Origin of the sequence: Planococcus sp. CPCC 101016, assembly GCF_007859295.1 — a bacterium.
Lineage (GTDB): Bacteria > Bacillota > Bacilli > Bacillales_A > Planococcaceae > Planococcus.
In genome coordinates this window covers 448,852-468,420 of the sequence record NZ_VOHB01000003.1, presented here as the reverse complement: position 1 = coordinate 468,420, position 19,569 = coordinate 448,852, and the positions used below count along the sequence as shown (strand labels likewise).

At 42.3% G+C, this 19,569-nt stretch carries 18 protein-coding genes, 1 tRNA gene, 2 rRNA genes and 1 pseudogene; 16 read left to right on the top strand and 6 right to left on the bottom strand.

Annotated elements, in window-relative coordinates; genetic code table 11:
- The 7 genes from FQV26_RS14265 to tsaD form a co-directional block, all read left to right on the top strand.
- A 23S ribosomal RNA gene (locus FQV26_RS14265) occupies positions 1-126 on the top strand; the annotation flags it as partial.
- A gap of 74 nt (positions 127-200) precedes the next feature.
- Positions 201-316 (top strand): 5S ribosomal RNA (gene rrf / locus FQV26_RS14260).
- Between the two features lie 14 nt (positions 317-330).
- A tRNA-Asp gene (locus FQV26_RS14255) sits at positions 331-403 on the top strand.
- A gap of 141 nt (positions 404-544) precedes the next feature.
- Positions 545-997 carry a tRNA (adenosine(37)-N6)-threonylcarbamoyltransferase complex ATPase subunit type 1 TsaE gene (gene tsaE / locus FQV26_RS14250; protein WP_146558204.1) on the top strand — a complete coding sequence of 151 codons (453 nt, stop codon included), beginning with the start codon at positions 545-547 and terminating at the stop codon, positions 995-997.
- A complete protein-coding gene (tsaB, locus tag FQV26_RS14245; RefSeq protein WP_146558203.1) occupies positions 994-1,689 on the top strand; it encodes a tRNA (adenosine(37)-N6)-threonylcarbamoyltransferase complex dimerization subunit type 1 TsaB in 696 nt (231 codons plus the stop codon). The genes tsaE and tsaB overlap by 4 nt, the downstream gene beginning before the upstream one ends.
- Entirely contained in the window at positions 1,686-2,141 is a 456-nt protein-coding gene (gene rimI / locus FQV26_RS14240; protein ID WP_146558202.1) for a ribosomal protein S18-alanine N-acetyltransferase, read from the top strand. The genes tsaB and rimI overlap by 4 nt, the downstream gene beginning before the upstream one ends.
- Entirely contained in the window at positions 2,134-3,153 is a 1,020-nt protein-coding gene (tsaD, locus tag FQV26_RS14235; RefSeq protein ID WP_146558201.1) for a tRNA (adenosine(37)-N6)-threonylcarbamoyltransferase complex transferase subunit TsaD, read from the top strand. Before rimI ends, tsaD begins: the two co-directional genes overlap by 8 nt.
- A gap of 378 nt (positions 3,154-3,531) precedes the next feature.
- Here tsaD and abc-f read toward each other — a convergent pair whose 3' ends face one another.
- Entirely contained in the window at positions 3,532-5,466 is a 1,935-nt protein-coding gene (gene abc-f, locus FQV26_RS14230; protein WP_146558200.1) for a ribosomal protection-like ABC-F family protein, read from the bottom strand.
- Positions 5,467-5,598: 132 nt separating this feature from the next.
- Between abc-f and FQV26_RS14225 the strand changes: the two genes are divergently transcribed.
- From FQV26_RS14225 to tatC, 3 genes are all read left to right on the top strand, one after another.
- On the top strand, positions 5,599-6,231 hold the full coding sequence (locus tag FQV26_RS14225) for a redox-sensing transcriptional repressor Rex (protein ID WP_146558199.1): 633 nt from the start codon (positions 5,599-5,601) through the stop codon (positions 6,229-6,231).
- Between the two features lie 90 nt (positions 6,232-6,321).
- On the top strand, positions 6,322-6,516 hold the full coding sequence (locus FQV26_RS14220; RefSeq protein WP_146558198.1) for a twin-arginine translocase TatA/TatE family subunit: 195 nt from the start codon (positions 6,322-6,324) through the stop codon (positions 6,514-6,516).
- Positions 6,517-6,528: 12 nt separating this feature from the next.
- Positions 6,529-7,299, top strand: a complete 771-nt coding sequence (gene tatC / locus FQV26_RS14215; RefSeq protein ID WP_146558197.1) for a twin-arginine translocase subunit TatC — start codon at positions 6,529-6,531, stop codon at positions 7,297-7,299.
- 137 nt (positions 7,300-7,436) lie between these two features.
- On the opposite strand, the gene FQV26_RS14210 is transcribed toward tatC, so the two are convergent.
- The gene (locus FQV26_RS14210) at positions 7,437-8,360 is read right to left on the bottom strand and encodes a CPBP family intramembrane glutamic endopeptidase (RefSeq protein WP_315898443.1); all 924 of its coding nucleotides are present in this window, start codon (positions 8,358-8,360) and stop codon (positions 7,437-7,439) included.
- A 115-nt stretch (positions 8,361-8,475) separates the two neighbouring features.
- On the opposite strand from FQV26_RS14210, the gene groES reads away from it, so the two are divergent.
- Positions 8,476-8,760: a co-chaperone GroES gene (gene groES / locus FQV26_RS14205; protein WP_006831533.1), complete on the top strand. Its 285-nt coding sequence runs from the start codon at positions 8,476-8,478 to the stop codon at positions 8,758-8,760.
- Positions 8,761-8,791: 31 nt separating this feature from the next.
- Positions 8,792-10,423 (top strand): chaperonin GroEL, encoded by a 1,632-nt coding sequence (groL, locus tag FQV26_RS14200; protein WP_146558196.1) that lies wholly within the window; start codon positions 8,792-8,794, stop codon positions 10,421-10,423.
- Between the two features lie 81 nt (positions 10,424-10,504).
- Here groL and FQV26_RS14195 read toward each other — a convergent pair.
- The 4 genes and pseudogenes from FQV26_RS14195 to FQV26_RS14180 all read right to left on the bottom strand — a co-directional run bounded on the left by FQV26_RS14195 (position 10,505) and on the right by FQV26_RS14180 (position 13,199).
- Positions 10,505-11,666 (bottom strand): annotated as a pseudogene (locus tag FQV26_RS14195) (IS3 family transposase).
- 199 nt (positions 11,667-11,865) lie between these two features.
- Positions 11,866-12,249, bottom strand: coding sequence for a hypothetical protein (locus FQV26_RS14190; protein ID WP_146558195.1), 384 nt, complete (start codon positions 12,247-12,249; stop codon positions 11,866-11,868).
- A gap of 1 nt (position 12,250) precedes the next feature.
- Entirely contained in the window at positions 12,251-12,448 is a 198-nt protein-coding gene (locus tag FQV26_RS14185) for a helix-turn-helix transcriptional regulator (RefSeq protein WP_146558194.1), read from the bottom strand.
- A gap of 127 nt (positions 12,449-12,575) precedes the next feature.
- Positions 12,576-13,199 (bottom strand): hypothetical protein, encoded by a 624-nt coding sequence (locus FQV26_RS14180; RefSeq protein WP_146558193.1) that lies wholly within the window; start codon positions 13,197-13,199, stop codon positions 12,576-12,578.
- A 766-nt stretch (positions 13,200-13,965) separates the two neighbouring features.
- On the opposite strand from FQV26_RS14180, the gene FQV26_RS14175 reads away from it, so the two are divergent.
- From FQV26_RS14175 to FQV26_RS14160, 4 genes are all read left to right on the top strand, one after another.
- A complete protein-coding gene (locus tag FQV26_RS14175; RefSeq protein WP_146558192.1) occupies positions 13,966-14,811 on the top strand; it encodes a DegV family protein in 846 nt (281 codons plus the stop codon).
- 283 nt (positions 14,812-15,094) lie between these two features.
- Positions 15,095-16,039 (top strand): sensor domain-containing diguanylate cyclase, encoded by a 945-nt coding sequence (locus tag FQV26_RS14170; RefSeq protein ID WP_146558191.1) that lies wholly within the window; start codon positions 15,095-15,097, stop codon positions 16,037-16,039.
- Positions 16,040-16,319: 280 nt separating this feature from the next.
- A complete protein-coding gene (locus tag FQV26_RS14165) occupies positions 16,320-16,913 on the top strand; it encodes a hypothetical protein (protein WP_261384350.1) in 594 nt (197 codons plus the stop codon).
- Between the two features lie 218 nt (positions 16,914-17,131).
- Positions 17,132-19,399, top strand: coding sequence for a phosphatase PAP2 family protein (locus FQV26_RS14160; RefSeq protein WP_146558189.1), 2,268 nt, complete (start codon positions 17,132-17,134; stop codon positions 19,397-19,399).
- The last annotated feature ends 170 nt before the right edge of the window (positions 19,400-19,569 follow it).

The window sequence follows — 19,569 nt, the reverse complement described above, 5'->3', positions numbered from 1 at the left end:
CAAGATGAGATTTCCCATTGCGCAAGCAAGTAAGATCCCTCAAAGACGATGAGGTAGATAGGTTCGAGGTGGAAGCGTGGCGACACGTGCAGCTGACGAATACTAATCGATCGAGGACTTAACCAAACAATGTATACGGAATCCTTGCATGTTCCGGTGTCGTTTATCCAGTTTTGAGCGAACAAGCTCAAACCAAACAGTCCAGTGATGATGGCAAAGAGGCCACACCCGTTCCCATCCCGAACACGGCAGTTAAGCTCTTTTGCGCTGATGGTAGTTGGGGGTCTCCCCCTGTGAGAGTAAGACGTCGCTGGTCTGTTTTTTTTTTTTGGTCCCGTGGTGTAGCGGTTAACATGCCTGCCTGTCACGCAGGAGATCGCCGGTTCGATCCCGGTCGGGACCGTAATTTTGATGATGAACACAGCGATCCTGCTGTGTTTATTTTTTTTGTTTTCATTAAAAAATACCGGCAAAACGATATATTTTGATTTACTGCGGCAATTTCGCTAAACTATGTAAAGACTCAATAGAGGTGACATGATAAATGACTTATGCAATTATGCTGAATTCGCCAGAGGAAACTGAAGTATTCGCAGCCGCTTTCGCTGAGCTGCTGGAGCCGGGAGATCTGCTGACGCTGGAAGGCGACTTAGGTGCCGGAAAAACGACTTTCACTAAAGGCTTGGCAAAAGGTTTGGGTGTTCAACGGATGGTGAACAGCCCGACTTTCACAATCTTAAAGCAGTATTCCGGCCGCTTAGAATTGAATCATTTCGATGTCTATCGCCTTGAAAACAGCGATGAGGATATTGGATTTGACGAATTTTTCACCAGTGAAGCGGTATCGGTAATCGAATGGGCAAAATTTATAGAAGAGTATTTACCGAAAGAGCGACTGGAAATTACCATTACCCGACAATCTGAGCAAGAGCGCAAGGTTGTCCTTAATCCGATTGGCAGACGCTATGAAAAACTTTGCAGGGAGCTAAACCTATGATCTATCTTGGTATCGATACCTCGAATTCTCCATTAGCGATTGCGTTAATGGAGGACGACAGGGTTTTAATAGAGGAAACTTCAAATTTAAAAATCAATCACTCGTTGATGGCTATGCCTGCGATTGAAGAAATGATGAAAAAGGCTAAGGTACTGCCTGCCGATCTGACTCATATTGCAGTAGCGGAAGGTCCAGGGTCTTATACAGGAGTACGTATTGGCTTGACGATCGCAAAAACTTTGGCATGGTCGCTGAAAATCCCACTGCATCTTGTTTCCAGTTTAAAAGTCCTTGCTGCAAATGGGCAAGGCTTTAAAGGTTTGGTTTGTCCAATGATGGATGCACGCCGCGGAACAGCCTTTATTGGCTTGTACGAGGGTTCTGATTTGGAACCGGTCTTTGCGGATCAGCATAGTGATGTGAAGGAATTCCTGCTAAAGGTTAAAGAACTCGACCGTTCTGTGTTATTCACCGGCGTGGATGTAGCATTACACGAAGCCTTGATCACCGAAGTGTTAGGCGATGCGGCTCAGTTCAGTGGAATCCAAAATCGACTGCCTCGAGCTTCGAATTTGATTATGCTTGCACAGCAATCCACGGAAAGTAATACTCATCATGCTGTTCCTGAATATCGCCGCATTACGGAAGCGGAAGCAAATTACAATAAAGCACAAGAAGGCCAGCCGCTATGAGTGAAACCGTCAGATTCAGAAAAATGACGATTGCCGATATCGAACAGGTCTATGAGATTGAAAAATTATCTTTTACGTTGGCTTGGACAAAAGATGCTTTCTACTATGAAATGATTAGCAATGAGCATGCATATTATGTGATTGCCGAAACAGATGATGGCATTGTGGGATACTGCGGAATGTGGCTGGTGATGGACGAAGCACATGTCACGAATATTGCTATCCATCCTGACCAGCGCGGGAAGAAGCTGGGTGAAGGATTGATGCAAGCAGCGATTGATGTAGCGAAAGCGAATGGTGCGGTCCTTATGACATTGGAAGCCCGGGTCAGCAATACAGTAGCACAAAATCTTTACCGTAAATTAGGCTTTAAAAATGGAGGCATCCGTAAACGATACTATACGGATAATTACGAAGATGCCATAGTGATGTGGGTGAACTTTGATGAATAAAGACATATATATATTGGGAATTGAAACAAGCTGTGACGAAACAGCTGCTTCCATCGTCAAAAACGGCACAGAGATCATCTCTAATGTGGTGGCATCACAAATCGAGAGCCATAAGCGTTTTGGCGGCGTGGTACCGGAAATTGCTTCAAGGCATCATGTGGAACAAATCACTTTGGTCATTGAAGAGGCGCTGCAGTTAGCGGGGATGGAGCCCAATCAATTGAATGCAGTAGCTGTAACTGAAGGTCCTGGACTGGTAGGTGCTTTGCTGATCGGTGTGAATGCTGCAAAAGCTTTTGCCTTTGCGCATCAGCTGCCGTTAGTGGGTGTTCATCATATCGCGGGCCACATTTATGCAAACCGTTTGGAACAAGAAATGGAATTTCCGCTTCTTGCCTTAGTTATCTCTGGCGGCCATACTGAATTGATTTATATGAAAGAACATGGAGATTTTACCGTAATCGGAGAAACGCGGGATGACGCAGCGGGAGAAGCTTATGATAAAGTGGCACGTACACTGAACTTGCCTTATCCAGGTGGTCCTCATATCGACAGGTTGGCTCAAGCCAGTGATGAGGCAGTGGTATTTCCACGAATCTGGCTTGAAGAAGGGTCCTATGACTTTAGCTTCAGCGGATTAAAATCGTCCGTGTTGAATTATATGCATAATGCGGCTCAGCGCGGTGAAAAAGTAGCTCCTGAACATGTAGCAGCGGGCTTCCAAAACAGCGTCGTCGAAGTTGTGACTGGAAAAACGATGCAAGCAGCCCAACAATACAAAGTGCGTCAAGTAATTGCGGCAGGCGGAGTTGCTGCAAATAAAGGATTGCGGCGCTCATTGGAAGAAGCGTCCAAGGAAAAAGGGATTCCATTTTATATTCCTTCCTTGCCATTGTGCACCGATAATGCGGCGATGATTGCTGCAGCGGGAACAGTCATGTACGAGAAGGAACTTTTTGGTACGATGGCAATGAACGGCCGGCCAGGAATGCCATTAACATCATGGATTTAATAAAAGCAAGTAATTTCATCATTTCAGTCCTGCTGAGATGTGCGAAATTACTTGCTTTTTTTTACATAAAATTCTGTCTTTTTGAGTGTGGACAAAAAATTTTCTGTCAATAGAGAACATTTGTACTTATGCACAATTTGTGAATAAACTGTTACTAACTAGGGGGTAAGAGGTGGAAATCCTACATATTGTATAGGTGTAAGTGGAAAACTATGTGGATAACATTTACTTTTCTTGTGGATAATGTGTAAAAGTCTGTTGACAGTTGATTAGACAAGCGAAGTAATGTGGAGAAATCTGTGGAAATAAATATTTCAGGAATCTCTATTGACCTATATATAGTAACAAAAAAACCGGCTATAAAATAGCCGGTCAAAATTAAATATTTTCAATTTTTTCCTGAAGTTCAAGCCAATGGGTCATCGTTTCTTCGTGCGCTGCTTTCAGTTCTTCCAGTTGGGTTTGAAGCGGCAAAACTCGTTCATGATCCTGGAAAATTTCCGGTTCGCATAATTGTTCTTCGATTTCAGCAATTTGCAGATCTAGTTTCTCCATCGCCTGTTCGACTTCTTCCGCTTGACGAGCCAACTGGCGCTCCAATTTTTTCGCTTCTTTATCGATCTGCGAGGTAGAGGCTGCAGCTGCAGCTTTCACTTCGGTAACTGAGCCGGCTTCATCAAGAGCTTTCAGCTCGGCGATTTCTAACTTCTTTTCTACGTAATAATCATAGTCGCCTAAATATTCGGTAGTGCCGTCCCGTGTAAGTTCGATAACTTTTGTAGCGATGCGGTTCATAAAATAGCGGTCATGCGATACAAAAAGCAAGGTGCCTGGGTAATCTAATAAGGCGTTCTCGAGCACTTCTTTGCTGTCGAGATCCAGATGGTTTGTCGGTTCATCGAGCAGCAGGACATTGGCTTTTTGCATCATCAGCTTCGCAAGGGCCACACGTGCTTTCTCGCCGCCTGATAATGTGGAAACCGGCTTTAGTACATCATCTCCGGTAAACAGAAAACGTCCGAGGATGCCGCGTATGTCTTTTTCGTTGATAAGGGGATAATCATCCCACAATTCATTCAATACCAGTTTATTGCCTTTTAAATTAGCTTGCTCCTGGTCGTAATAGCCAAACTGAATCCCGGTGCCATAATGGACATCACCTTCAAGCGGTTTCAGTTCTTTCATGATGGTTTTGAGTAAAGTAGATTTACCGACCCCATTTGGTCCGACAAGCGCCAGGCTTTCCTGCCGGTAAAGCTTCAGTGAAATATTCTCGGAAACCGGTTTGCTGGTGTAGCCGATTTTCAGTGATTGGACGTTCAGTACATCATTGCCGCTTTGCTTATCGATAGTAAAGCCGAAGCGAGCTGATTTTTCACTGCCATCGGGAGCCTCCATCCAATCGGTTTTCTGAAGGGTCTTTCTGCGGCTTTGGGCCATCTTGGTTGTTGAAGCACGTGCCAGGTTGCGCTGGACGTAATCTTCCAGCTTGGCTTTCTCGCCTTGCTGCTTCTCAAATTGCTTTTGATCCAATTCGTACTGCTTGGCTTTTTCATCCAAGTAGCGGCTGTAGTTGCCGGTATACTTTTTGACTCGGTGGCGGGAAACTTCATAGACCAGTGTTACTACTTGATCGAGGAAGTAGCGGTCATGGGAAACGATCAGCAAAGCACCCGGATAGTTCTTCAAGTAGTTTTCCAGCCAGCTGAGCGTTTCGATGTCCAAATGGTTAGTGGGCTCATCGAGAATCAGCAGTTGCGGCTTGCTCAGCAAGTGCTTAGCCAACATGAGACGCGTTTTCTGGCCGCCGGATAACGACACCACTTTTTTATCGTAGTCTTCCCGATAGAATTTCATGCCGTGCAATATCGCGCGCGTGTCCGCTTCGTACTGATAGCCGCCTGCATCTTTAAAATCATGCTGCAGAAGGTCGTATTCTTTCATGACTTTGTCGTTTTCTTCTGGATTATTGTATATTTCCGGGTCGGCCATCTGCGCTTCCAATCGGCGAAGTTTCGCTTCCTGTTCACGGAAATGATGAAAAATCGTCATCATTTCATCCCAGACAGTGGCATCCGACTCCAAATTAGTCTGCTGTTCCAAGTAGCCAATCGTCAAATCTTTCGGCATGCTGATGTCGCCGCTATCGTATGACATTTCACCGGCTATGATTTTCAATAATGTCGATTTTCCCGCGCCGTTTCGGCCTACTAAAGCTACCCGGTCACGGTGCTGCACTTCCAATTTGACGCCGGAGAGAATCTCTTCTGCACCAAATGATTTATGCACTTGATTTACTTGCAAGACAATCATGTAGGTCACCTCTATTCTTTTTAAGTGTAGCTGATGGGGCGTTTGTTCGCAATTGCACAAGCCTTTACATATGAAGGCTCCTAATGTAAGATGAAAGCGATTTGACAACACCTCAGGAGGATGCGAAAGCGTATGTTACACGAGACATCTAAAATTCCGCAAGCCACGACTAAAAGGCTGCCGCTGTATTACCGTTTCCTTCAAAACTTCGCGAATGCCGGACAAAAACGGATTTCCTCGCAGGAATTGAGCGAAGCGATGAAAATTGATTCTGCCACTATCCGCCGTGATTTTTCCCATTTGGGCGCACTTGGCAAGAAAGGCTATGGCTACGATGTTCAGGAATTGCTGCTCTTTTTTCGCAAGACCCTTGATCAGGACGAAGCTACCAATGTAGCGCTGATAGGCGTTGGTGGACTCGGCAGTGCATTTTTGAAGTATAATTTCCACCGCAACCACAATACGAAAATCATTGTGGCGTTTGATTCGAATAGTCCATTGGAAGGGGAGAAGATCAGCGACATCGATACTTACCATCCGGATAAAATCGAAGAGAAGATAAAAGAGTATGGTGTGGAGTTGGTCATTTTGACGGTGCCGTCGCGATCGGCACAGGAAGTGACAGACCGTTTGGCGAAGACCGATATCAAAGGGATTTTGAATTTTACGCCGGTGCGTATTTCGGTGCCCGACCATATCCGTGTCCAGACCATCGATCTATCAGTTGAACTGCAGACTTTGATTTATCAAATTAAGCAGCAATGACTTAAAACCTTCACATTTATAAGTCCTTTCGAAATAGCCAAAAGAGCTTGAATGATGTAAAATAGAGCCATAATACAGGAGGTGCCACGTATGCCAGGTCCAATGAGTATCATCATAATCGGTGTTGTTGCCTTGCTTGTTTTCGGTCCTAAAAAGTTGCCGGAACTTGGAAAAGCATTCGGTTCGTCTTTGCGTGAGTTCAAAAACGCTACAAAAGGACTTGTAGACGATGACGACGATAAAGTAGATTTGAAAAAGAAAGACGAGCAAAAGGAAATACGATAGGATGTTTGTCTGATGACAGAAAAAGATATGACTTTAGTTGAACATATAGGTGAATTGAGAAAACGGCTGACCATTGTAGTCGTTTTCTTTGTATTAGCGATCATTGTCAGCTTTTTTCTTGCGCAGCCGCTGATTCAGTATCTGCAATATACAGAAGAAGCGAAAGACCTTACCCTGAATGCATTTAAAATTACAGATCCACTGAAGATCTTCATGCAGGTAACGATGATTTTAGCACTGATCATTACTTCTCCACTGATCATGTATCAGTTCTGGGCGTTTATCAGTCCAGGGCTTCTTGAGAAGGAGCGAAGAGCTACTTTAAGCTATATCCCGTTTTCTCTTCTGCTGTTTCTCGGTGGCATTGCCTTTTCTTACTTAATTCTGTTTCCCTATGTGATTGGATTTATGCTGAATATCTCCAACAATATGGATATTCAAGAAACAATCGGCATTAATGAATACTTTCAGTTTCTGTTCCAGATCACGCTGCCGTTCGGGCTGATCTTTCAGCTGCCGGTATTGATGCTGTTTCTGACAAGGCTTGGCATCATCACGCCGATGCTGATGACGAAGTATCGCAAGTATTCCTATCTTGGGTTGGTAATCATTGCGGCATTCATCACTCCGCCGGACATTGTCTCTCATATGATAGTGACATTGCCGCTAATCATATTGTATGAGTTTAGTGTGATTATCGCTAAAATCGGCTACCGCAAGTTCCTAAAAGCGGAGCAGCAGCAAATCATCGAAGAACAGCAACAAGCCATAGAAGAAAAATAAAGCCTTCCACCGAAAACAAACGGGGAAGGCTTTTTCTTATGTTTTCGGTTGGAAGACATATTGAGGGAGGCAATAAAACCGGCCGGATAGCGGTATTTGCCATCCAGCCGGTTTGTCTCTGATTCCATATTTAAGGGTCATTGAGAAATGAAGAAAAACCCTGCTGTTTGAAGGTTTTCCATCTGTTTTTGGAACTCCAAAATCTTATCCATATTCAGCTGAATGAGCATGACGTAGCTGTTTAAACAGATATGGGCAATGATTGGCGTAATGATGCGTTTTGTTTTCTGATAGAGAAACGCCAGAATCAAACCGGTAGTAAAGTAAAGCAGCAAATGCGTAAAGTCGAAATGGATCAAGGCAAAGACCAATGCACTGACAGCTGTCGCGAAAAAGAAATTAGTCGTTTGGTTAAGCGAACCGAAAAGAACGCGGCGGAAAACCAGTTCCTCGAGAATTGGTCCAAATAAGACGATTGACAAGATGGCGAGCGGCACCACTTCAGCGATACTGACTAATGAAGCGGTATTCTCAGAGCCCGGATCAATGCCAAAAAACCTCATTTCAATTAAAGCAGCAAGTGATTGCCCAATTAGTAAAAGCAAGAAGCCGAGAAAGCCCCAGATAATGGACATCGGCAGAGAAGATTTCGTCCCTCTCCAAATATCAAAAAAGCGCTTGTCACGGAATACAACAATAAGCGTCAGAATAAAGCCGATGCCCATGGTCAGGAAAATCAGCCAGCCGGATGTGGCGATGCCGGCAGTTTGCCGGTCCATCCCTTGTTCCATGAAGTAATTCAACGTAGGGGAGATAAACAGAACCGGCGAAAGCTGTGCGGCAATAAAAATCAACAACACATACAGCGGCGTCTTTTTGCCTGAGGATTTCGGCCGGCGGGCGCTAGTTGTTTTAGCTTTCGACCCAGAAGAGCGGCCATTTTTTAACAAATCGTCTATAAAGGTTTTTTGTTTGGTGGGCATGTTGTAATTCCTTTCACTGATGAATGCTCCTTCTATTGTAGAGCTTTCGAAGAACATCCGCAAAGAAATCAAAATCATAAAGGTTCCCGCTTGCAAAAGACAGAAGATTTTATTAAACTTGTTAATGGGTTAGCACTCAGAGGTTGAGAGTGCTAAGCGAGAACATTTAGATAATTTGAGGAGGGTGTTTCAATTGTTAAGACCACTAGGAGATCGTGTAATTATTGAGCTCATCGAAGCGGAAGAAAAAACTTCAAGCGGTATCGTTTTACCGGGATCGGCACAGGAAAAACCGCAGGAGGGCCATGTGATCGCTGTAGGAAATGGACTTATCCGTGAGAACGGGCAGCGCACAGAATTGGACGTGCAAGCTGGCGACCGCGTCATCTTCTCGAAATATGCAGGATCTGAATTGAAATATGAAGGCAAAGAATATTTGATTTTACGTGAAAACGATATATTAGCAGTTTTAGGCTAAAATAAACCAACGACACAGGAGGAAGCTAAACATGGCAAAAGATATTAAGTTCAGTGAAGACGCACGCAGTTTAATGCTGAAAGGCGTAGATAAATTAGCAGATGCAGTAAAAGTGACACTTGGGCCAAAAGGGCGCAACGTGGTACTTGAGAAAAAATTCGGCTCGCCGTTGATCACTAATGATGGTGTGACGATCGCGAAAGAAATCGAACTTGAAAATGCTTTTGAAAACATGGGAGCGAAACTTGTTGCGGAAGTTGCTTCTAAAACAAACGACATCGCCGGTGACGGTACAACGACAGCTACGGTTCTTGCACAGGCAATGATCCGTGAAGGCTTGAAGAACGTTACAGCTGGTGCGAATCCAGTAGGCATCCGCCGCGGAATCGAATTGGCAGTAGAAAATGCAATTGGTGAACTGAAAGCTATTTCGAAGCCAATCGAAGGCAAAGAATCGATTGCACAAGTTGCAGCGATTTCGTCTGGCGACGAAGAAGTCGGCAAATTGATCGCTGAAGCAATGGAGCGCGTTGGAAACGACGGCGTCATCACTTTGGAAGAGTCACGCGGCTTCACAACTGAACTTGATGTGGTAGAAGGTATGCAGTTTGACCGTGGATACCAGTCTCCATACATGGTGACGGATTCAGATAAAATGGAAGCAGTTTTGGATAACCCGTTCATCTTGGTTACTGACAAGAAAATCGGCAATATCCAGGAAATCCTGCCAATTCTTGAGCAAGTCGTTCAGCAAAGCAAGCCATTGTTGATCGTAGCTGAAGACGTTGAAGGCGAAGCATTGGCGACATTGGTTGTCAACAAATTACGCGGTACGTTCAATGCTGTAGCTGTTAAGGCTCCAGGCTTCGGTGACCGCCGCAAAGCAATGCTTGAAGACATCGCTGCCTTGACTGGCGCAGAAGTGATTACAGAAGACCTTGGACTTGAATTGAAAACAACGAACATCGCTCAGCTTGGGCGCGCTTCAAAAGTAGTGGTTTCGAAAGAAAACACAACGATCGTGGAAGGCGCCGGCGACCAGGAACAGATCGTCGCACGCGTTACACAGATCCGCAACCAGCTGGAAGAAACAACTTCTGAATTCGACAAAGAGAAATTGCAGGAACGCTTAGCGAAATTGGCTGGCGGCGTTGCAGTCATCAAAGTCGGAGCGGCGACTGAAACTGAGTTGAAAGAGCGCAAACTTCGCATTGAAGATGCATTGAACTCAACTCGCGCAGCTGTAGAAGAAGGAATTGTTGCCGGTGGTGGTACAGCATTAGTCAACGTTTACAACAAAGTGGCTGAGCTGCTTGAAACTGAAGAAGGCGACGTAGCAACAGGCGTCAACATCGTGCTTCGTGCACTGGAAGAGCCAGTTCGCCAAATTGCAACAAACGCAGGCCTTGAAGGATCAATCATCGTTCACCGCATGAAATCCGAAGAAGTCGGTGTCGGCTACAACGCGGCAAACGGCCAATGGGTCAACATGGTGGATGCAGGAATCGTCGATCCAACCAAAGTTACGCGTTCAGCATTACAAAACGCAGCATCTGTTGCAGCCATGTTCTTGACGACTGAAGCAGTCGTAGCAGACATCCCGGAACCAGCAGCACCAATGGGTGGAATGCCTGATATGGGCGGCATGGGCGGCATGATGTAATTCTAGTAAGAAAAATAAGAGAGAAATCCTTGTGTGAACTGCGTCCCTTTTAATGGACAGTTTAATAAAAGTACCCTGCAGCTAGGCTGCGATCAGATGACTTCGGTATTGTGCCGGAGTCATCTTTTTTAGATTCCATTGCTTGCGCGTTCCGGTGTAATACGCCATGTAATCATCCACCAGCCTTTTCAATTCATCCAGGCTGGTTGCTTGTTTAAAATCGACATCTTTAAAGTGACCAAAAAACGATTCAATGGAGGCATTGTCTAGGCAGTTGCCCCGTCGGGACATCGACTGGATCAATCCAATTTCCTTCACACGTTGTTGGTATTCGGGATGGGTATAGTGGAAGCCTTGATCAGAATGGATCATCGCTTCTGGGTGAACATTGCCATTCAATGCTTCCTTCAGTTTCTTTAACATGCAGTAAACAATTTCCATCGTGAGTGTCGTCGTGACTTCATAAACGACGATTTCCCGGGTGGCGACATTTTTCACGGCGGACAAATACGCCATTTGCCCCGAACGGTTAGGCAGATAAGTGATATCAGTGACAAATACCTTGCCGGGTTCAACCTGTTCAAACTCACGATTCAACAGGTTGGGGCAGACGGTGTGTTCTTGAGTGGCTTTGGCGATTTGCTTATAGGGATTCGCTCGACGGATATTGGCAAAAAGGTTGAATTTGCGCATCAGACGCAGAATCTTCTTGTGGTTCATCGGCGTTTCCAGGAGTTCAGTGAGCACCATATAAAAGGTGCGATAACCGATTTTCTTCCGATGCGCATCGTAGATGCTTTTAAGCAACAGGTAATCTTTGTAGTCCTGTTCTTCGCCTGCCTCTCGAGCGCCTCGAGCTTTTTTAACAACTCATTTTCTGCTTCCAGGTATTTAATGCGTGATTCCGCTTTCTCCAGCTTTTTCTCCGCTGAGAGATCTTTGGTGGAGGGGCGGCCGGTACTGCCTTTTCCACAACGCTCTTCAAAGAAGCCATCTTCTCCATACGTTCTATACGTCGTCCGCCACGATTCAAGGAAGACGTCGCTTTTTTGGAACCGATAACCGTCAAATCAAATCCATTTTCAATAAAGATTTGGGCAGGGCCTTTGCCCGCTAAGTTATCTTTCAAGGCATGGATTTTGAATTCCGGCGTGTACTGAATCGCTCGATCGGATACGGAAGCGACATTCGGATTCGCCTCCAAGACCCGTTGCTGGTGTTCGTTGAATATAATTTTACTCATGTGATCTTCTCCCGTCCAAGTTAGCTAAATTTAGTATGCCGGGGTCTGAAAATAGAAAAACCCCAAATGGGGTCACTTTTTTTAAGGTGTCTACCATTTAGGGTTAAGTTCAATCAAGGAGTTTCGAACTTGTTTATATTTATAATCGTAAATAGAGTGTATAACAAGTGATGTATTAAAACTTAATAGCCTCATTTATTCAAACACGTTTAGAAAAGAAAATCATAGCAAAGGCTGTTGATAAAAGAGAAAAGCAACCGACTATGGTTAGAGCTTGATAAGCAGTTAAGTTCATTTGTTCAGATACATATAGCAACACAATAATAACAATCAATACCATGTAATAATTAATAGTCATGGCTTTTTCCCGAATTGTTTTAGAACGTTCGTCCTTCGGAAAGATATGGGGAGCTACATAAGCCCAAGCAAGTTGGTTGATTGCAAGTGCTATAAATATAATTGCATGAGGAAATTCTCCCCGATTCAAGTAACCTATATTTAAGTAGATACCGAATATTAATAATGCTACTCCTGTAACTAAATATATTAATCGGTTTCTTTTAACTTCAGTGTTTTTTTTCATGCTATTCCTCCTCAAATGAAAATATTTCTTCGATGCATGTGTTAAAAATTTTGGATATCTTAAAAGCTAAATTTATAGATGGATTATATCTCTCTTTTTCTAATGAAATGATAGTTTGCCTTGAAACACCTAATCTTTCAGCTAACTCATCTTGTGTCAAATCGAACTCCAATCTTTTCTGTTTAATAATATTTTTCATTTTCAACCCCCCGCCCTTTGTAAAGTTAACTTTACGTAAAGTGTACTTTACAAAAAGTAAGTAGTCAAGTAAAAAAATAACCCTTATCACATTTTGTGATAAGGATTATTAAGTGAACTTCCTAAAATTAAAGCGGTTTTACGTTAAATACACGAGCCCATGTTTGAGCTACATAAACACCATTACCCCGATTGTTTGCTGTCACTCTTGTTGCCATTAAACCATAATAACCAGCAGTCATAGCTACACCGGCACCTATTATTGGGAAAAGAGAGGCTGCACCAGCAGCAATTGCTCCACCTGTTGCAACTGTGTTTAAATCGTTTACGTATCGAATTGCTTGACTGTTAGTGAAGTTTCTATCATAGCCCCACCAGTGATAAGTCCATTTGTTATAGGAAGCAAAAAGAGTAATTGATAAATCCTCGATAGATAAATCATTGTTGATTTTAATAGTTCCATTATCAACTTTTTCATTTAATAGCTCAAAATGGGCTTCTAATGCATCCAAGTCATATTTTTTGTGGAAATTCTTCGAATGCTTAGGGTCCAAAACAATATGGCCATTAGCATCTACAGAGATATATTTTTCAACTTTTTTAATATCTGAAAAATCTTTCTGCGCTTTTTCATTAGCTGGAGTTTCCAAAACTTTCTCTTGGTTTGATAAATCCGAGCCCAAAGCCTGACTAGGTAAAACGATAGCGAGAATCACCATTACCGATAACAAACTAACTATAAATTTCTTCAAAACAACATCCCCTTTAATTTATTTTTCTACCTAATATTATCATAAAGACCTAAAAAAAGGATGTTATAACCAATAAAAGGTAAAAACAGTAATAATTACTTATTTTTGTAAATTTAAAATATAACTATTTGTGCATTAAAATTTTTGTTATGAAGAATTTTTTCTCCATAAAAGTCTAAAGTCATATTTTTATTTAAACTTAATAAAAAGGCATTTGAAATACATTTTGTTTATCCAACAGAACCTGTTATCGGCAACAATAAAGAAAACCGTTGGTCCTCTTGAGGACGAAGAAATACCTATCTCTTTAGCAACTTCCTCAACTTTATTTCCAGTGTCGAATGAGCTGAATATTACATGGTGAGATTTGATGAGTAATGATTTCAGGTGAACCCCGTTAAAATTTCATATTATAATGGGTGGCATGATGTAAGAAATTCTTCAAATCCTTGAATTCTCAAGGACTAAAGAATACTGCTCCAAACCATGATCATTCACTTGGTTATAGATGCTAATCAACCAGCCAAAATCAAAAAGGCCCTCATCAATTCATTGAATTGTTGAGGGCCTTTATTTGTTAGAAAATCTTTTGCTTTCACCTATACAAATACAAGGGAATTAGCTATATATGTTCAAATCATGTCGGCTAAATCGAAACTTTTACTGTAGATGTCGACTGTCACTAGCACTCTATCAAGCAGTCCTGTAAGTTAGCTATAGACCGCATGTTCCGATCATAAATTTGCATTTAGAGGAGAATTTTTAAATGAAGAAAATAGCTTGGATTACGGATACAGCTGCACAATTGGATGATGCTTTCATCGAAAAACATAATGTACATATCCTGCCCCTCAGTGTTGTTTTTTCTGATGGATCTTTCAAGGAATCAATCGATCTTACACAGGAGGAGTTTTACGATCGATTACGTTTATCGAAAGTTTCACCCAAAACTTCGCAGCCTGCAATTGGCGAGATGGTTTCTTTATATGAAAAGCTTCAGTTGGAAGGGTATGATTTTGCTATTGCTTTGCATTTATCAAGTGGTCTTTCAGGAACATTTGAAAGTGCACAGGCGGCTGCGAAGATGACGGACTTTAAAGTATACCCGATTGATTCAAAAATCGGTTCTTTTCCGATGGTTAAAATGATTGAAATGGGCAATGAATTGTTTGCAAGCGGTAAAGAAGCAGAAGACGTGGTTGCAACCATCAATGAAATGACTCTTAAATCGAAGTTGTCTTTTATTCCCTCAAGTTTGAACCAACTGCATAAAAGTGGACGTGTTTCTGGAACACAAGCATTTGTAAGTAATTTATTGAACATCAAAGTAGTCATCAGTTTCGAGAATGGTAAACCGGTTATGAAAGAAAAAGTTCGCTCAAACAAGCGAGCAAAAGATAAGGTGATTCTTTCACTGCGTACCGATATTGATACAAGCATAGTGCCAGAAGTGGCCGTTATCAACTGCAATAATATCCAAGACGCAGAAATTTGGAAGAATGAGCTAGTGGAAGAGTTTCCAGGTTTAAAAGTGCAAGTTGTTTCACTAAGTGTTTGCGTAGCCGTCCATGCAGGTGAAGGAACTACAGGGTTAAGTTGGGTTGCTTATTAATTTTCGATAAAGACATATGATAAAGAGGGCGAATCCGCAGAGGTTTCGGCCTTTTTTATATATGCTTTGACTTGATAAGCAGTCGTTTTATTTTCCAAGAATTCTTTACTGTTATGGCAATAAGTAACAAGGTTGTCAGACAACCGTAGTCCTATATGTTAAACTTTACTAGATCTATTTAGATGTTTTTTTAATACAGTGGAAGTGTTTTCACATCTCATGTGTCTGTTTACTATTTCACTGAATCGGTAAAAGTAAAGTATAATGACAATCGAGGTGCTTTATGGAAATAACATTTCAGGAATTAGAGATGTATAAAGATTTTGATGAGCTGGCGAGTGATGTGCTGGATTTGGCTAAAGAAATTTTGCCGGATCAATTGCTTTATTTAAGCTCCATACGTGGCAACAGGCAATTGATTTTAAAGCATTCTGATCATGAGACAAGCATTCCAATAGTCGAAAACATGATGTTGAGTATTAGCGATTCTCTGTGCAGCGGGGTTGATTTTGATAAAAAACAGCCATTGATTTATGAAGATACAAGACAAGACAGCCGCTTGGATCATTTAAGAGCAGGCATCGAAGGAGCCAATATCCGTTCTTATTTGGGCATTCCGATTTCACTCGTGAACGGAGAGAAGTTTGGGACATTGTGCGCTGTGAATGATGAGGTCAGTCGTTTTGATGACAAGAGCATCAATTTACTGCAGCGGATTGTCCGAATGTTTTCCTATTACTTGAACTTGGAGCGGTTTGCTTACCGGGATTCGTTGACGGACCTTTATAATAGACGGTATTTGACCCGGTTTTATAATGAATATGCAGTAGAGGGAGGCGCCATGTTTTTCCTCGATTTGGACGGTTTCAAAAAAGTGAATGATGTGCACGGCCATGATGCTGGGGATCTTGTTTTGAAAAAAGTTGCGTCAAAAATTCAATTGTTTGTCAACGAGCGCAACGACAAAGCTTTTGCAGTCCGTCTCGGAGGGGACGAATTTCTGATTCATTTCCCTGACGGCGCCAGTGAAGAAGAGATGAGCCATGATGCAGAACAAATCCTCGACAGCTTAAGTACTTGGGAGGAAGGATATCAGTTATCCACCAGTATTGGTATTGTAACTTATCCGCCTAATGGCAAAATCGATTTGGACGTACTTTTGAAAAATGCAGATACTGCTTTATACCGGGCCAAAACAGCTGGCAAGAATACGTATAAAATTTTTTAAAGCTGGCTCTATTTTATTGAAAGCACTAAATAGCAAGTTAAAGCATCAATCAGACCGTTAATTCGTAAATGAATTAACGGTCTTTTAATTGCCATTCTGTAATCCTTTCTACGGCAACTGTTATTGCAGCCGATCGTTCTACTGAAATAAGAAAAAGGTAGGTAATTTTGGATGAATTGTAAGAAAAGTGAAGCTATTTGAAGTTTCATTCGTATTACTCCTATAAGCACATGTATTGATAAGAACAATAGGCATTAAAAATCTAGGAGGAGGAATGAAGATGTACTACAAATCTAAGAAAATAGCTTTCGGGATTCTGTTTTTGATTTTTGCTAGTTTATTGATTGTGGGTTGTTCAGCTGATGGTGCAGAAGCTGAAAAGACAGTCGATAAAAGTGAACAAGCGATTCGGACTGTTATCGAAAAGGAATTCAATGGACCAGACGAAAAATATAAAGAGTTATGGAATGCCTCTATGGAAGCTCAAATTTCAGATGAATACAGTGATGATTATGAAGCCTATTTGGAATCGCCTGAATACCAAGCATTAATGAGCTATACAGAAGAAACCTATGCTCCCTATTTTACAGAGAACGGCTATGATACCTTCATAAATACAGCTGCTTTTATGTATTCGGGTTTTGATTACGATTATGAATTAAGCACTTCTACAATTGAAGTAGTTCAAAGCGAAAACGAAAAAACGCTATACAATTTCACTTTCCAAGTAGAATACAAGGATGAAAATGGTGAATCCAGCCAATTCGATTTTCAGGGGAATGCCATTGCCCCTGAAGAAGGAAAGATCGGGAAGATCGAATATTTGGATGGTTATGAGGACGGCCTGCTTGAAGAGTTGAGAAACAATGAATAGAAATAATATGAATGAACGCTGCCTTTGGGTGGCGTTTTTTGTTTCACTTATGGACTTATTCAAGTATATTTCAAACAAGCACCATAGACTAAATTTACATAGTCTTAATGTAGTGCCTAAATTTCCGTAACATTGATTTTTTATACTGGAATAAGTGGGGTGTAGAAAACCAAGTGGCCCGATAATCATCAAGTAGTGAAAAAGGAGAATGTGAAAACATGAAATTCGTTAACAAAAAATCAATAGCAGTACTTGCCATGCTCGCGATGGGATCTTCTGTACTTCCTGTTCAAGCAGCCAGTCCAACTTCAGTTGCAGACGCGGTTCATGTAAAACATGAAATTTCATCACCATCTGTTAAAAAGGGGGGATCTCCTGAACACGCTGCAGGCAAGTCCAATAAAACGTCAAAACCTTCTAAACCACAAGGAACGGATGAAGAAGTAAACACAGATCCACCTGAAGTGGAGCAGCCATTGCCAGCAGTGGATAACGGCGGCAATGCCAATGATCCTATCTTGAAAAATATAGCTGCGACGAATCCTTTCATTAAAATTTTGGATGGGTTTGAGCAAGTCTGGTCGATCAATCAACCGGATTGGAGAGACGGAACGGCGTTAAGCAAACCAGGTGCAACCGGTAAAATTGCGAACTATGGCGACGGCCCCAGCGTTTATTTTGATGGCTTTAAAAATGACAAGACAGTAGCCGTGGCAGATAAGAAAACATTTGCCAATGAAGAAATTAGAGATACGGAGACTTGGGAAGCCAACATTAAATATGTAGAAGAAGTCACGAACAACCGAACAGATGAAGAGGCGTTAGCGGCTTATTACGATGATCAACGGGATAAGATCTATAGCATGATCGACGGCTATGGACCTTTAGCAAATACATATGCAACTATTGTGAACCCACAAACAAGTATTGTAAGATCTCCTGAAGATATGAATAAAGTATTGGAAGAAACAACGGTTGAAGACCAAAGCCAAGGAATGGGGCAATGGGAAACTTCTGAACTTTCGGATGCCATGGATCTGGTCCATCTAATCAGATTCAGAAATCCTTCTTCATCAAACCCGGCGAAGTATTTTTACTCTTCTCCAAGACCTTATCGAATGAATTCCAACGGCGAAGTGAAAGAAGTTGTTGATGCAAACGGATTGCCTGTCTGGGAAACCATCGGAAGCGGTAAAAAAGCATCTGAGAAACTGTCTTCAGGAGGCAGCAAAGAGACTGGTGAAAGACATTACCAGCAGTATGAATCGAATGTAAAAGTAATCCCTGCCCTCGAATACGTCAAGAGAGTTGCGGAAGATGGAAGAGGAAAAGATGGAGCCTTTCCAAGTGGCCACACAAGTGCATCGTATTTGTCGACTTTTGGATTTGCCTACGCAACGCCGGAACGCTATGCCGAATTTTTAACAAGAGCGGCTCAAATGGGAGAGAATAGAATCGTCAGCGGAATGCACTCGCCGCTTGACGTAATCGGGGCAAGAATCCAGTCTACAGCGATGACTGCATTTGCCTACAATAATGAAGAAAACAAAGAAGTATTGGATAAAGCTTACAAAAATGCTGGAGAGGTATTCGGCGAGTTAGCTCAATCTAAAGGACTAAGCTTATACGAATACGCGCATACTATAACAGAAGACTATCAGTTTGAGAGTGCCTACGATGAAGAAAAATGGGAAGACCATGAAGCGAATAAAGAATTTTACCGCGAAAAGCTTACGTATGGTTTACCGCAAACAGGAACAAAAGGCTTGGCTCCTGTAGTACCTAAAGGGGCGGAAGTTTTATTGGAAACACGCCAGCCTTATCTGACGGATGAACAGCGCAGAGAAGTGTTGTACACTACAGAAATTGACTCAGGTTACCCGGTAATCGACGAATCAAATGGCTGGGGAAGAATTGATCTTGTGACAGCGGCAGATGGCTATGGTGCATTCCTAAACAATGTAACACTTGACATGGATGCTTCAAAAGGAAGATTCAATGCGCAAGACTGGTGGAGAAATGATATTGCTGGCAAGGGTATGCTGACCAAGCAAGGCACAGGAACACTTACATTGACAGGAGATAATAGTTATTCAGGTGGAACATTGCTGCAAGAAGGAATTTTAGAAGCGGCTTCTCCGATGGCTTTTGGTGAAGGCGATCTTTATGTAGAGGATGGAACTGTTTTAGTTAATGCAGCAGGGCCATTACAGGTAGACGGCAATTTCACGATGGAAGACGGAAACTTAGAAATTGCTATGGACGAGGATAGCAGTCAAGTAAACGTTGAGGGCCAGTTATACCTGGATGGTGGAGATCTGAATTTAAATCTTTCAAATTATGAGATAAAGAAAGGCAACAATATCACTTTACTGACTGCCGGTAAGCTGAAAGGCAAATTCGATCAGGTAACTGCTGACGGCTACAAGGTAACGGTCACATACAGAAAAGATAGTGTCGTTGCGCATCTCAAAGCAACAAAATGATTCTCGTTTATTCCAGCTGCCGACTGTCGTCGGCAGTTTTTTTATGCGTTTAAGCAGGGGGAAGTTGAAACCGAAGCAGATGAGCTTTCGTAAATAACTTGATGATATTCGGGTTTTTATCCCGTAGTATAGAGACCATAAAAGATATTGGCGTTATGGAGGAAGGAGAT